Source organism: Pseudomonas sp. PB3P13, assembly GCF_054897735.1.
The window spans coordinates 3,794,135-3,807,712 of sequence record NZ_CM142702.1 but is presented as its reverse complement, the minus strand read 5'-3'; the positions used below and the strand labels follow the sequence as shown (position 1 = coordinate 3,807,712).

Annotated in this window: 10 protein-coding genes, 2 tRNA genes and 3 rRNA genes; 8 read left to right on the top strand and 7 right to left on the bottom strand. The window is 54.9% G+C overall.

The window, feature by feature from the left end:
* Window positions 1-30: 30 nt before the first annotated feature.
* On the bottom strand, window positions 31-621 hold the full coding sequence (locus ACYZT1_RS17425; RefSeq protein WP_462019272.1) for a 2-hydroxychromene-2-carboxylate isomerase: 591 nt from the start codon (window positions 619-621) through the stop codon (window positions 31-33).
* Between the two features lie 35 nt (window positions 622-656).
* Complete coding sequence (locus ACYZT1_RS17420; protein WP_462015914.1) at window positions 657-1,385, bottom strand: SDR family oxidoreductase; 729 nt, start codon at window positions 1,383-1,385, stop codon at window positions 657-659.
* A 91-nt stretch (window positions 1,386-1,476) separates the two neighbouring features.
* Here ACYZT1_RS17420 and ACYZT1_RS17415 point away from each other — a divergent pair, with 91 nt between their 5' ends.
* The gene (locus ACYZT1_RS17415) at window positions 1,477-2,040 is read left to right on the top strand and encodes a TetR/AcrR family transcriptional regulator (protein WP_462015913.1); all 564 of its coding nucleotides are present in this window, start codon (window positions 1,477-1,479) and stop codon (window positions 2,038-2,040) included.
* Between the two features lies 1 nt (window position 2,041).
* Here the strand turns inward: ACYZT1_RS17415 and ACYZT1_RS17410 are convergent, their stop codons facing one another.
* Window positions 2,042-2,323, bottom strand: a complete 282-nt coding sequence (locus ACYZT1_RS17410; protein ID WP_462015912.1) for a hypothetical protein — start codon at window positions 2,321-2,323, stop codon at window positions 2,042-2,044.
* Window positions 2,324-2,491: 168 nt separating this feature from the next.
* Window positions 2,492-3,379, bottom strand: coding sequence for a threonine/homoserine exporter RhtA (gene rhtA / locus ACYZT1_RS17405; protein WP_462015911.1), 888 nt, complete (start codon window positions 3,377-3,379; stop codon window positions 2,492-2,494).
* Window positions 3,380-4,060: 681 nt separating this feature from the next.
* Here rhtA and ACYZT1_RS17400 point away from each other — a divergent pair.
* The 5 genes from ACYZT1_RS17400 to rrf all read left to right on the top strand — a co-directional run bounded on the left by ACYZT1_RS17400 (window position 4,061) and on the right by rrf (window position 9,307).
* Window positions 4,061-5,597 (top strand): 16S ribosomal RNA (locus tag ACYZT1_RS17400).
* Between the two features lie 123 nt (window positions 5,598-5,720).
* A tRNA-Ile gene (locus ACYZT1_RS17395) sits at window positions 5,721-5,797 on the top strand.
* Between the two features lie 10 nt (window positions 5,798-5,807).
* A tRNA-Ala gene (locus tag ACYZT1_RS17390) sits at window positions 5,808-5,883 on the top strand.
* A gap of 236 nt (window positions 5,884-6,119) precedes the next feature.
* Window positions 6,120-9,011, top strand: a 23S ribosomal RNA gene (locus ACYZT1_RS17385).
* Between the two features lie 180 nt (window positions 9,012-9,191).
* Window positions 9,192-9,307 (top strand): 5S ribosomal RNA (rrf, locus tag ACYZT1_RS17380).
* The 16S, 23S and 5S rRNA genes sit together here with 2 tRNA genes alongside, the layout of an rRNA operon.
* 195 nt (window positions 9,308-9,502) lie before the next feature.
* Here the strand turns inward: rrf and ACYZT1_RS17375 are convergent.
* Window positions 9,503-9,904, bottom strand: coding sequence for a lysozyme inhibitor LprI family protein (locus ACYZT1_RS17375; protein ID WP_462015910.1), 402 nt, complete (start codon window positions 9,902-9,904; stop codon window positions 9,503-9,505).
* Between the two features lie 205 nt (window positions 9,905-10,109).
* On the opposite strand from ACYZT1_RS17375, the gene ACYZT1_RS17370 reads away from it, so the two are divergent.
* Window positions 10,110-10,601 carry an SRPBCC family protein gene (locus ACYZT1_RS17370; protein WP_462015909.1) on the top strand — a complete coding sequence of 164 codons (492 nt, stop codon included), beginning with the start codon at window positions 10,110-10,112 and terminating at the stop codon, window positions 10,599-10,601.
* Between the two features lie 322 nt (window positions 10,602-10,923).
* Here ACYZT1_RS17370 and inhA read toward each other — a convergent pair whose 3' ends face one another.
* Window positions 10,924-11,607 (bottom strand): isonitrile hydratase, encoded by a 684-nt coding sequence (gene inhA, locus ACYZT1_RS17365; protein ID WP_462015908.1) that lies wholly within the window; start codon window positions 11,605-11,607, stop codon window positions 10,924-10,926.
* An 88-nt stretch (window positions 11,608-11,695) separates the two neighbouring features.
* Between inhA and ACYZT1_RS17360 the strand changes: the two genes are divergently transcribed.
* Window positions 11,696-12,679 (top strand): GlxA family transcriptional regulator, encoded by a 984-nt coding sequence (locus ACYZT1_RS17360; protein ID WP_462015907.1) that lies wholly within the window; start codon window positions 11,696-11,698, stop codon window positions 12,677-12,679.
* Here ACYZT1_RS17360 and ACYZT1_RS17355 read toward each other — a convergent pair.
* A complete protein-coding gene (locus tag ACYZT1_RS17355) occupies window positions 12,648-13,550 on the bottom strand; it encodes an alpha/beta fold hydrolase (RefSeq protein ID WP_462015906.1) in 903 nt (300 codons plus the stop codon). The two genes, ACYZT1_RS17360 and ACYZT1_RS17355, sit on opposite strands and share 32 nt — an antisense overlap.
* Window positions 13,551-13,578 lie beyond the last annotated feature (28 nt).

Sequence of the window (13,578 nt, the reverse complement as noted above, 5' to 3'; positions counted from 1 at the left end):
CGCCTGGCTCATCCCGTAGAGCATCGAGATTTAACGCAAAGCTTCGATGACAAAATCCAGCCGATCCTGGCCGAAGAACAGCTGATCGTCGACAAACATGCTCGGCGCGCCAAAAACGCCGCGCTGTACCGCTTGCCCGGTTTTTTCCTTGAGGGTGGCTTTGACTTCCTCGTCCGCAGTCAGGGCCAGCACTGCAACAGGGTCGAACCCGTTGCGCGATAGTACTGAGGCAATCGTCGACGGATCGTCAAGGCTGAGACCGTCAACCCACAGCGCTTCAAACAGACAGTCAATGAACGCCTGAAATCGCTCGGGGTGGCGCAATTGCATGCCCGTGACGGCGCGCATCAGCAGCAGCGTATTGATGGGGAAGTGCGGATTGAATTTCAGTGGCACGCCGTAGCGTTTGGCGAAGCGACCCAGGTCTTGAAACATATAGCGACCCTTGGCCGGGATAGTCGCCGGAGACGCATTCCCGGTGGCTTTGAAAACGCCACCCAGCAGGATCGGAATGTAGATCAGTCGAGCGTCTGCCTGTGAGCAGATTTGCGGCAGCTGGGTGTAGGCCAGATAAGTGGCGGGGCTGCCAAGGTCGAAGTAGAACTCCACGGTTTTGCTCATGGTCATCACGCACTCATTATTGTTTTCAGGATGATTTACCAGCGTTCGTTCCAGGGACGCAGATCGAGCTCGAAAGTCCACGCGTCCCGCGGCTGGCTGTGGAGATACCAGTAATTCTCGGCGATGTGCTCGGGGTCGAGAATGCCGTCCTGATCTTTGGTTGCGTACTTCTCCGGAAAGCTCTCGCGAATAAAGTCAGTGTCGATGGCACCATCGACGACTACATGAGCCACATGGATATTCATCGGTCCTAATTCTCGAGCCATGCTCTGAGCCAGTGCGCGGATGCCATGCTTGGCACCGGCGAAGGCTGCGAAACCGGCGGCACCACGCAAGCCGGCAGTGGCGCCGGTGAAAAGGATCGTGCCCCGTTGGCGTGTGGCCATGCGCTTGGCCACTTCCCGGGCATTGAGAAACCCGGAGAAACAGGCCATTTCCCAAATCTTGAAATATTTGCGCGCAGTCTCTTCAAGAATACTGCAGGGTACATTGGCGCCTATGTTGAAAACAAAAGCCTCGATCGGGCCTATCTCGCTCTCAATCTGCTCGACCAGGGCAATGACGTCCTCTTCCTTGCGCGCATCGCAAGCGAAACCATGAGCTTCACCACCATCGGCGTGGATTGAATCCACTAACGGTTGCAATTTATCAGCGCTACGTCGTGTTACGCAGGCGGTGAATCCTTCTTGCGCAAAACGCTTGGCAATGGCGCCGCCTGTGGCATCACCCGCGCCGACGACCAGTACGACCTTCTTGTTATTCATGGGTAGACCCTTTGCTAAACGATCGTTAACTAAACGAACGTTATGCTACGATCCGGCAGGCGTCAAGGCGATTAATCCTGAGGGTAAGGCAATGCGGTATTCGGCCAGTCACAAGTTGGAAACCAAAGAGAAGTTACTCGACAGCAGCGCGGTGTTGGCCAAGAAGTCGGGCTTCTCGACCGTTGGTGTCGATGGCTTGATGAAGGCAATAGGTTTAAGCGGCGGGGCGTTTTACAGTCACTTCTCGTCAAAGGATGAGCTCTTCGCTTCGATTGTCGAGCGTGAACTCTGCCAAAGCATGGGCCGGTTGGGCGCGGACCAGGATCGCGAGCGGCTTCGGCGCTGTCTCAAGCATTATCTGAGCATGGCCCATGTCGAGCACCCGGAAGCCGGCTGCGCATTACCGGCGTTGGGCGCCGAAATCGCCCGCTCCGATGTGGTAGTGCGCCAGCAGGCAGAACACTGGATTTGCCTGCTGCAGAAGCGTTGGGCTGAAACACTGGAGAGCGACAGTCTCGCGTGGGCGATCCTCTCGCAGTGCATCGGTGCGCTGGTCGTAGCCCGGATGCTGGCCAGTCCAGACGTACAGCGCACGGTGCTGAAGTGCAGTTACGAGGAGATCGAGCGCCAGATGGCAAGCCCGCGGACGGTATGACTTATTTGCAAATTACGATCATGCTGCGGCTGGTGTAACCGGCCGGGTTGAGGCCAAAAGGATAATCGCCAGGCTCTTCTACCCCATCCCCTGATTTGGCAATGACCTTGTAGCCTTTCGGCGCGCAGGAGTTGGCTGCGCTGGTGTGACACTTGCTCCAGGCGGAAGACAGCCCTGAGCAATTGATATGCAACCCTTTCTTGCCGCGTTTGGTTTGGGGTTCCGATGTTGCCGCGCAGCCCGCAATCACGAGCACCGCGATCAGTAGCAAAATTCGTTTCATAACTATCCTTAAGGCGTCCCCGGATCTTCACGCCCGGGTCTGGCCGTATTCACTTGCGCTTGAAGCGTTCTGATATCCCTGTCTTCAAAAATCCATGTTCGACACTGGTGAGCGTTCTAAACATGGCCTAATTGCTCGGCAAATACCAGACCTGCATAAAATTCGACATCAATCTGCCGCAACCGCCGGCGTTGCGGTGCTGGCCATGGTCATGGTTGCCCCGACTGACGCGAGAATGATGCACAGGATGGCCATCCATTGTGAAAACGTCAGGTACTCCTGAAGGAAGAGCAACCCTGACAGCGCGCCGATTGCCGGTTCGACGCTCATCAGCGTGCCGAACGTCCGCGTGGGCAGTCGAGTGAGAGCGACCATCTCTAAGGTGTAGGGCAGGGCGGTGGACAGGAGCGCGACGCCGATGGCCACCGGAATGAGCGAAGGCGTCAGTAGCGCAGCCCCGGCATGGACGATACCGATGGGGGCCACGAACAACGCGGCGATCATGACGCCCAAGGCCGCCGTCTGAACGCCGTTATCGGCACCGGCTTTTTGGCCGAACAGGATATACAAGGCCCAACAGACACCCGCGCCTAGCGCATAACCCGCACCCACCAGATCAATACCGGCGGTTGCTGCCCCGGTCGGTATCAGTAGTAGCAACCCGGCGGCGGCCAGGGCTATCCACAAAAAGTCGATTGCCCGCCGTGACGCGTAGATCGCTACGGCCAAAGGCCCGGTGAATTCGAGCGCCACAGCGATACCTAGCGGAACGGTGCGCAAGGACATATAGAAGAGGAAGTTCATGCCGCCCAGTGCCATCCCGTAGATGATGACGGTACGTAACGACTGAGCGTTCAGCTTTGCGCGCCACGGTCTTAGCAATATCAGCATGATCAGGCTGGCGAAAATCAGCCGCAGGGTGGTCGTACCCTGCGCGCCGACGACCGGGAACATGCTTTTCGCCAGGGAGGCGCCGGACTGAATAGATGCCATGGCTATCAATAGAAGGCCAACCGAGTACAGGGTAGATCCAAGGCTGCGGGGTTGGTTGTTCATGGCAAAGCATCATCCGTGGGCAGAGAGCGAGAGGTTGAATTCCGAGTTGAGCAATATACTGCGCATTATCTAGGGTTGCATCTATATATAAGCAGTGAATTTGTGTTTGTTGCTGGAAAGGTGAGATCAGGGGTTGACGGCAAATTCTGGACGTCTATAATTCGCCCCACTTCCGGCGCAGTCGAAACGGAAAACTCATTGGTAAACAAAGAGTTACGCAGTTTTCGACAGCAGCTTGCTTCAGGTCATCGAAGCCTGGAAGGAGTTAAAAGGGCGGTGTTGTTGGGCTCTTTTGACGATTCGATCTTCTCGGTCGAAAGCGGAGAAAAAGAGGTGTTGACAGCAGCGAGTAACGCTGTAGAATTCGCCTCCCGCTAACGAGAGATCGGAAGCGCAAGTGGTTGAAGTTGTTAAGGATTTCCCAGCGAAACTTTGAAAACTTCTTGAAATAACCGCTTGACAGATACACGGAGCGCTGTAAAATGCGCGCCTCGGTTGAGACGAAAGATCTTAACCAACCGCTCTTTAACAACTGAATCAAGCAATTCGTGTGGGTGCTTGTGGAGTCAGACTGATAGTCAACAAGATTATCAGCATCACAAGTTACTCCGCGAGAAATCAAAGATGTAACCAACGATTGCTGAGCCAAGTTTAGGGTTTCTTAAAAACCCAAAGATGTTTGAACTGAAGAGTTTGATCATGGCTCAGATTGAACGCTGGCGGCAGGCCTAACACATGCAAGTCGAGCGGTAGAGAGAAGCTTGCTTCTCTTGAGAGCGGCGGACGGGTGAGTAATGCCTAGGAATCTGCCTGGTAGTGGGGGATAACGCTCGGAAACGGACGCTAATACCGCATACGTCCTACGGGAGAAAGCAGGGGACCTTCGGGCCTTGCGCTATCAGATGAGCCTAGGTCGGATTAGCTAGTTGGTGAGGTAATGGCTCACCAAGGCGACGATCCGTAACTGGTCTGAGAGGATGATCAGTCACACTGGAACTGAGACACGGTCCAGACTCCTACGGGAGGCAGCAGTGGGGAATATTGGACAATGGGCGAAAGCCTGATCCAGCCATGCCGCGTGTGTGAAGAAGGTCTTCGGATTGTAAAGCACTTTAAGTTGGGAGGAAGGGCAGTAAATTAATACTTTGCTGTTTTGACGTTACCGACAGAATAAGCACCGGCTAACTCTGTGCCAGCAGCCGCGGTAATACAGAGGGTGCAAGCGTTAATCGGAATTACTGGGCGTAAAGCGCGCGTAGGTGGTTTGTTAAGTTGGATGTGAAATCCCCGGGCTCAACCTGGGAACTGCATTCAAAACTGACAAGCTAGAGTATGGTAGAGGGTGGTGGAATTTCCTGTGTAGCGGTGAAATGCGTAGATATAGGAAGGAACACCAGTGGCGAAGGCGACCACCTGGACTGATACTGACACTGAGGTGCGAAAGCGTGGGGAGCAAACAGGATTAGATACCCTGGTAGTCCACGCCGTAAACGATGTCAACTAGCCGTTGGGAGCCTTGAGCTCTTAGTGGCGCAGCTAACGCATTAAGTTGACCGCCTGGGGAGTACGGCCGCAAGGTTAAAACTCAAATGAATTGACGGGGGCCCGCACAAGCGGTGGAGCATGTGGTTTAATTCGAAGCAACGCGAAGAACCTTACCAGGCCTTGACATCCAATGAACTTTCCAGAGATGGATTGGTGCCTTCGGGAACATTGAGACAGGTGCTGCATGGCTGTCGTCAGCTCGTGTCGTGAGATGTTGGGTTAAGTCCCGTAACGAGCGCAACCCTTGTCCTTAGTTACCAGCACGTTATGGTGGGCACTCTAAGGAGACTGCCGGTGACAAACCGGAGGAAGGTGGGGATGACGTCAAGTCATCATGGCCCTTACGGCCTGGGCTACACACGTGCTACAATGGTCGGTACAGAGGGTTGCCAAGCCGCGAGGTGGAGCTAATCCCAGAAAACCGATCGTAGTCCGGATCGCAGTCTGCAACTCGACTGCGTGAAGTCGGAATCGCTAGTAATCGCGAATCAGAATGTCGCGGTGAATACGTTCCCGGGCCTTGTACACACCGCCCGTCACACCATGGGAGTGGGTTGCACCAGAAGTAGCTAGTCTAACCTTCGGGAGGACGGTTACCACGGTGTGATTCATGACTGGGGTGAAGTCGTAACAAGGTAGCCGTAGGGGAACCTGCGGCTGGATCACCTCCTTAATCGACGACATCAGCTGCTCCATGAGCTCCCACACGAATTGCTTGATTCATTGAAGAAGACGATAGAAGCAGCTTTAAGCTCCAAGCTGATAGCTCATGGCTAACAGTTACAAGCTCGAAATTGGGTCTGTAGCTCAGTTGGTTAGAGCGCACCCCTGATAAGGGTGAGGTCGGCAGTTCGAATCTGCCCAGACCCACCAATTTTGTTATGGGGCCATAGCTCAGCTGGGAGAGCGCCTGCCTTGCACGCAGGAGGTCAGCGGTTCGATCCCGCTTGGCTCCACCATAAACTGCTTTGTGCCGTTAGAGTTTAGAAATGAGTATTCCATCGAGAATATTGATTTCTAGTCTTTGATTAGATCGTTCTTTAAAAATTTGGGTATGTGATAGAAAGATAGACTGGCCCCCACTTTCACTGGTGGGGCTCAGGCTAAGGTAAAATTTGTGAGTTGCTCTTAAGAGTATTGCGAATTTTCGGCGAATGTCGTCTTCACAGTATAACCAGATTGCTTGGGGTTATATGGTCAAGTGAAGAAGCGCATACGGTGGATGCCTTGGCAGTCAGAGGCGATGAAAGACGTGGTAGCCTGCGAAAAGCTTCGGGGAGTCGGCAAACAGACTTTGATCCGGAGATGTCTGAATGGGGGAACCCACCTAACACAAGTTAGGTATCTTAAGCTGAATACATAGGCTTAAGAAGCGAACCAGGGGAACTGAAACATCTAAGTACCCTGAGGAAAAGAAATCAACCGAGATTCCCTTAGTAGTGGCGAGCGAACGGGGACTAGCCCTTAAGTGGCTTTAAGATTAGCGGAACGCTCTGGAAAGTGCGGCCATAGTGGGTGATAGCCCTGTACGCGAAAATCTTATTGTCATGAAATCGAGTAGGACGGAGCACGAGAAACTTTGTCTGAATATGGGGGGACCATCCTCCAAGGCTAAATACTACTGACTGACCGATAGTGAACTAGTACCGTGAGGGAAAGGCGAAAAGAACCCCGGAGAGGGGAGTGAAATAGATCCTGAAACCGTATGCGTACAAGCAGTGGGAGCCCACTTTGTTGGGTGACTGCGTACCTTTTGTATAATGGGTCAGCGACTTATTTTCAGTGGCGAGCTTAACCGAATAGGGGAGGCGTAGCGAAAGCGAGTCTTAATAGGGCGTCTAGTCGCTGGGAATAGACCCGAAACCGGGCGATCTATCCATGGGCAGGTTGAAGGTTGGGTAACACTAACTGGAGGACCGAACCGACTACCGTTGAAAAGTTAGCGGATGACCTGTGGATCGGAGTGAAAGGCTAATCAAGCTCGGAGATAGCTGGTTCTCCTCGAAAGCTATTTAGGTAGCGCCTCATGTATCACTGTAGGGGGTAGAGCACTGTTTCGGCTAGGGGGTCATCCCGACTTACCAAACCGATGCAAACTCCGAATACCTACAAGTGCCGAGCATGGGAGACACACGGCGGGTGCTAACGTCCGTCGTGAAAAGGGAAACAACCCAGACCGTCAGCTAAGGTCCCAAAGTTATGGTTAAGTGGGAAACGATGTGGGAAGGCTTAGACAGCTAGGAGGTTGGCTTAGAAGCAGCCACCCTTTAAAGAAAGCGTAATAGCTCACTAGTCGAGTCGGCCTGCGCGGAAGATGTAACGGGGCTCAAACCATACACCGAAGCTACGGGTATCACTTAGGTGATGCGGTAGAGGAGCGTTCTGTAAGCCTGTGAAGGTGAGTTGAGAAGCTTGCTGGAGGTATCAGAAGTGCGAATGCTGACATGAGTAACGACAATGGGTGTGAAAAACACCCACGCCGAAAGACCAAGGTTTCCTGCGCAACGTTAATCGACGCAGGGTTAGTCGGTCCCTAAGGCGAGGCTGAAAAGCGTAGTCGATGGAAAACAGGTTAATATTCCTGTACTTCTGGTTATTGCGATGGAGGGACGGAGAAGGCTAGGCCAGCTTGGCGTTGGTTGTCCAAGTTTAAGGTGGTAGGCTGAGATCTTAGGTAAATCCGGGATCTTAAGGCCGAGAGCTGATGACGAGTGTTCTTTTAGAACACGAAGTGGTTGATGCCATGCTTCCAAGAAAAGCTTCTAAGCTTCAGGTAACCAGGAACCGTACCCCAAACCGACACAGGTGGTTGGGTAGAGAATACCAAGGCGCTTGAGAGAACTCGGGTGAAGGAACTAGGCAAAATGGCACCGTAACTTCGGGAGAAGGTGCGCCGGTGAGGGTGAAGGACTTGCTCCGTAAGCTCATGCCGGTCGAAGATACCAGGCCGCTGCGACTGTTTATTAAAAACACAGCACTCTGCAAACACGAAAGTGGACGTATAGGGTGTGACGCCTGCCCGGTGCCGGAAGGTTAATTGATGGGGTTAGCTAACGCGAAGCTCTTGATCGAAGCCCCGGTAAACGGCGGCCGTAACTATAACGGTCCTAAGGTAGCGAAATTCCTTGTCGGGTAAGTTCCGACCTGCACGAATGGCGTAACGATGGCGGCGCTGTCTCCACCCGAGACTCAGTGAAATTGAAATCGCTGTGAAGATGCAGTGTATCCGCGGCTAGACGGAAAGACCCCGTGAACCTTTACTATAGCTTTGCACTGGACTTTGAATTTGCTTGTGTAGGATAGGTGGGAGGCTTTGAAGCGTGGACGCCAGTTCGCGTGGAGCCAACCTTGAAATACCACCCTGGCAACTTTGAGGTTCTAACTCAGGTCCGTTATCCGGATCGAGGACAGTGTATGGTGGGTAGTTTGACTGGGGCGGTCTCCTCCTAAAGAGTAACGGAGGAGTACGAAGGTGCGCTCAGACCGGTCGGAAATCGGTCGTAGAGTATAAAGGCAAAAGCGCGCTTGACTGCGAGACAGACACGTCGAGCAGGTACGAAAGTAGGTCTTAGTGATCCGGTGGTTCTGTATGGAAGGGCCATCGCTCAACGGATAAAAGGTACTCCGGGGATAACAGGCTGATACCGCCCAAGAGTTCATATCGACGGCGGTGTTTGGCACCTCGATGTCGGCTCATCACATCCTGGGGCTGAAGCCGGTCCCAAGGGTATGGCTGTTCGCCATTTAAAGTGGTACGCGAGCTGGGTTTAGAACGTCGTGAGACAGTTCGGTCCCTATCTGCCGTGGACGTTTGAGATTTGAGAGGGGCTGCTCCTAGTACGAGAGGACCGGAGTGGACGAACCTCTGGTGTTCCGGTTGTCACGCCAGTGGCATTGCCGGGTAGCTATGTTCGGAATAGATAACCGCTGAAAGCATCTAAGCGGGAAACTAGCCTCAAGATGAGATCTCACTGGGACCTTGAGTCCCCTGAAGGGCCGTCGAAGACTACGACGTTGATAGGTTGGGTGTGTAAGCGCTGTGAGGCGTTGAGCTAACCAATACTAATTGCCCGTGAGGCTTGACCATATAACACCCAAGCAATTTGCAGGCTTTGAGCTAACAAGCGAAAGGGCACCAGATTGCGGTGTGTGAAGACGACATGAACCGAAAGTTCGCAGGTTGTACTCACCAGCAGCACACAAACTATCGCATACCCATTCGCTGGAGCGTGAACCTGAAAAGGCCCACGACCTGGCTACCGAATTTCTTGACGACCATAGAGCATTGGAACCACCTGATCCCATCCCGAACTCAGCAGTGAAACGATGCATCGCCGATGGTAGTGTGGGGTTTCCCCATGTGAGAGTAGGTCATCGTCAAGATTAAATTCAGAAACCCCTATCTGCGTATGCAGGTAGGGGTTTTGTTTTGTCCGCAGGAAAGTTGTCTGCCGAAAAATACCCCCAGCAGATATGCAACAGGTCCACAAAACGCCGAGCTCGAAACCTGTTCAAGCCCCCCGCTCCCACAGGACATCCCGTGAGAGCAATTGTGCAGATTTCAATAAGCGAAAACCGTCAAATTCCCGGTACCGGGCAGCTCATATCACCTTCCGGGCATTTCAGATAACCCTTGAAGGTTTCCACCCGCGCTTTGGTCAGGTTAGTGAGGCAGTTACTGTATATCAGCGGATACACACTGCCACCGGCCCCGCCTGAGGCGGAGAACTTGCACTCGGCGTCGCGAAACGCAATCCACGCACGCTGTGCGCCTACCAAGCGCTTCTTGTTATCCGGACTGCCCTTCAAACGCGCCGTGATTTGCTGGTAAAGCGCGTTCAGTTCCCTGTCCGCAGCCTTGTTCTGCTGGGCCGCGCACTGATTCATGGTTGCCTGATCGGTCGCATTGTCGCAATCCGCAGCCGAGGCCAGCGGTGTGAACAACCAAGGCGTCAATGCCCAGAGAAAACGTGCTTGCATAGGATTCTCGCTATGACATGGGAAATTGACAAGCAGTGTAGCGAACCGCTATCCAGTTGTTGCATTGCTACCTGACGCGAGAGCAGAACTTATAGATGCAGGCGTAGCCGAATATTGCAGGACGGTCGATTGTGACGTCCGTTGTACAACTTTAATGTTGGTCTTGTGGTCTTACAGGCCTACTGTTAATGACAGGAGGTGAGTTATGAATCCCGCATCAGATCGAATTGAAAGAAAGATTGTGCTCAAAGCCCCGCGCTCACACGTCTGGCGCGTGCTGGCAAATGCAGAAGCATTCGGGCAATGGTTTGGCGTGGCACTTGAGGGCAAGCGTTTTGTTGCCGGTGACTGGACCCAGGGACAGATCACGTATCCCGGTTATGAGCATTTGCTGTGGAATGTTCTGGTGGAGCGGGTCGAGCCGGAGCGGGTATTTTCATTTCGCTGGCACCCGTACGCGGTCGAGCCGGATATCGATTACACCCAGGAACCAACTACGCTGGTCAAATTCGAGCTGGAAGACCTCGATGAAGGCACCTTGTTGAAAGTCACCGAATCCGGTTTCGATCACATACCCCAATCGCGTCGGCTCAAGGCTTTCCGCATGGACAGTCGTGGCTGGGATGAACAAATGGGCAACATTGAAGAATTCATCAAAACAACCAACGCTCGAAAGCTGCAGGAATTTGACCGCTGAATGTTTGAATCATGGTTGAACCGCTGGGCGCTAGTGCCCACTGCCACTCACGCACAGCGTTTCAATCGACAAATACAGCAGCAGGTATAGCGAATGTCTTACACGCGATGGTAGCGATGTCTTCTATGCCAAATTGGATCCGATGCGTAATCTGACCCCATCAACTGAAGCACAGGGAGCGCTTCAGGATCATGGATGATCGACCATCAGCAAGGATTAGCTATCGACAGGGAGTCGACAATGGTCTTGGAAAAACCCGCCTCTGGCGGGTTTTTTTTCGCCTGTCGAAAATTGAACATTCACGCTCTCGATCTTTTCAACGCTACGATTGCAGTGCCGCTGACACCCGCTCGGTAATCTGTGTGCGCTGCAGCAGCGATTGCGACGAACGCCGATTGGCCTCCTGCACGATGTGGGCTGGAGCCGTGTGCGGTGTGCCCGAGTTAAAGGGCGGCGCGGGTGCATATTCAAGTTGCAGCTGCACCAGTTGCGCGGTGTCCTTGTCGAACAATTCAGCGGCCAGCGTCAGGGCGAAATCAATCCCGGCAGTGATTCCGCCCCCCGTCAACAGGTTACCGTCACGCACCACTCTCTCCATTACGGGAATCGCTCCCAGTGGTGCGAGCAACGGGTGATAGGCCCAGTGGGTGGTGGCCCTTTTGCCCTTGAGCAGACCCGCGGCGCCAAGCACTAGCGCACCGGTGCACACCGAAGTGACATATCGCGCGCTGGCTGCCTCCATCTTGATGAAATCGAGCGTCTCGTCATCTTCCATCAGTGGACCGACGCCGCTACCGCCGGGCACGCAAATCACGTCCAGCCGAGGGCATTCGGCGTAGGTGATGGTCGGTTTCAGCATAAGGCCAGTGCTGGCCGTGACCGGCATCAAGTCTTTCCAGATCAAATGCACCTTCACATCCGGCAATGAAGCCAGCACATCGAACGGCCCTGTCAGGTCAAGTTGCTGCACCTGGGGGAATAGTAAGAAACCGATCTGCAACGTCATGGTGTAATTCTCATGAGGTGGGTGGACGGCTTCACCATAGCGTCGTAGGATCTGGCGCATACGCCAATTACCCCACGAATCACGCCAAATGCCCAAGGCTATTCACGTGCTCGCTTTCACCAACGTGCAGCTGCTTGACGTCACCGGTCCGTTGCAAGTGTTTGCCTCGGCTAATGACATTGCCGGGCATAACGGTTTGCCGCCGCCTTACGCGCCCACTGTGATCGCTGCTGGCGGCGGTGCAGTGCAGTCTTCAGCAGGCCTGGCGCTGCTGGCCGAACCGTTGCCCCAGCAGGGCGGCGACACGGTGATTGTCGCGGGAGGCTGGGGCGTCTACGCGGCGGCAGAAGACGAGGCGCTGGTAACGTGGCTGCGCGAGCATGCGGTGAGCTGCCGACGGATCGCCTCGGTCTGCACTGGGGCATTCCTGCTGGCCGCCAGTGGCTGGCTTGACGGGCGGCGTGTAGTAACCCACTGGACGCGCTGTGAACAGCTGGCGCGGCAGCATCCGCAGTTGCGGGTAGAGCCCGACCCTATTTTCATTAATGACGGGCCGGTATGGACCTCGGCCGGGGTCACCGCCGGCATCGACCTGGCGCTGGCCATGGTGGAAGAGGACCTCGGTCGCGCAATGGCTCTGGAAGTTGCGCGGCAGCTGGTGGTGTTCCTCAAACGTCCCGGCGGTCAATCGCAGTTCAGTGTGACCCTGTCCTTGCAAAGGGCGGGCAACCGTTTCGATGAACTGCACGCCTGGATCAGCGAAAACCTCGCCATGGACCTGGGCATCCCGACACTCGCCGGGCAGGTGGGCATGAGCGAACGCAGCTTTGTCCGCCATTATCGCGCGGATACCGGACAGACGCCGGCGCGGGCAGTTGAACTGATCCGGGTCGAGACTGCGCGGCGCTTGCTCAGCGACACGGCTACGCCAATCAAACGCGTCGCGATGCAATGCGGGTTCGGCAGCGAAGAAACCTTGCGGCGCAGTTTTCTGCGCTCCATGGGCGTGACGCCGCAAGCCTATCGCGAGCGATTTTCCGTTAGCGCTGCAGCAGGTCCAGCAGCGCTTTGACGGTCGCTTCAGGCGCTTCTTCAGGAATGTTATGGCCTACGCCCGGTAGCACGCGACGCTCGTAGGGGCCGCTGAAATGCTCGATGTCCTCATCGATTTCGGCTGCCGGGCCCACGCCATCGTCCGCGCCACACAGTGAAATGGTTGGCACGCTGATCATCGGTTGTTTCATCAGCGCTTCCTCCAGCCACTCCAGTGCAGGATCGCCGGGGGCATACATGAAACGATGGCGATAAGAATGGATCACCACCTCGACGAAATCTGCATTATCGAAAGCGGGAGCGCTGAGCGGATAGAGTTCGGGACCTTCAGCCCAGGTCGGCGACCACAATTTCCAGAGCAGCTCACACAGGCTTCGACGATTCTCGGTCAAGCCTTCGATGCCGCGTGGCGTATGGAAATAATATTGGTACCACAGGCGATGTTCGGTTTCCGGATCGCGCGGCTGGCTCGATTCAGGAATGTTCTGCAGGTTGTAACCATCGCCGCTGACCAGGCATCGCACCCGCTCAGGCCACAGCGCTGCCACGATGCACGCTGCCCGACCGCCCCAATCGTAGCCGCACAAAGCGGCTTGCTGAATGCCGAGCGCGTCCATCAGATCCAGCAAGTCCTGCGCCAGAGCGGCTTGCTGGCCGGAACGCAAGGTCTCGCAATTGTTGAAACGGGTCGGCCCGTAGCCGCGCAGGTACGGCACGATGACCCGGTAACCCTGCGCGGCGAGCGGCGGGGCGACCTCATCAAAGCCGCGTGGTGAATACGGAAAACCGTGCAGCAGTATCACCGGATCGCCGGTTGTCGGGCCGTGCTCCGCATAAGCGATTTGCAGCGTGGGGGTGAGGGCATAGCGGACCCGCAAGTCGTCGTTCATGGATCACTCCCATGTCTGGAAACCGGTC

Bases quoted from the DNA above. Each gene is read 5' to 3' on its own strand.
- ACYZT1_RS17420 (WP_462015914.1), bottom strand. From the start codon at position 1,385: ATGAATAACAAGAAGGTCGTACTGGTCGTCGGCGCGGGTGATGCCACA.
- ACYZT1_RS17375 (WP_462015910.1), bottom strand. From the start codon at position 9,904: ATGCAAGCACGTTTTCTCTGGGCATTGACGCCTTGGTTGTTCACACCG.
- ACYZT1_RS17360 (WP_462015907.1), top strand. From the start codon at position 11,696: ATGCCCAAGGCTATTCACGTGCTCGCTTTCACCAACGTGCAGCTGCTT.
- ACYZT1_RS17415 (WP_462015913.1), top strand. From the start codon at position 1,477: ATGCGGTATTCGGCCAGTCACAAGTTGGAAACCAAAGAGAAGTTACTC.
- inhA (WP_462015908.1), bottom strand. From the start codon at position 11,607: ATGACGTTGCAGATCGGTTTCTTACTATTCCCCCAGGTGCAGCAACTT.
- ACYZT1_RS17425 (WP_462019272.1), bottom strand. From the start codon at position 621: ATGAGCAAAACCGTGGAGTTCTACTTCGACCTTGGCAGCCCCGCCACT.
- ACYZT1_RS17410 (WP_462015912.1), bottom strand. From the start codon at position 2,323: ATGAAACGAATTTTGCTACTGATCGCGGTGCTCGTGATTGCGGGCTGC.
- rhtA (WP_462015911.1), bottom strand. From the start codon at position 3,379: ATGAACAACCAACCCCGCAGCCTTGGATCTACCCTGTACTCGGTTGGC.
- ACYZT1_RS17370 (WP_462015909.1), top strand. From the start codon at position 10,110: ATGAATCCCGCATCAGATCGAATTGAAAGAAAGATTGTGCTCAAAGCC.
- ACYZT1_RS17355 (WP_462015906.1), bottom strand. From the start codon at position 13,550: ATGAACGACGACTTGCGGGTCCGCTATGCCCTCACCCCCACGCTGCAA.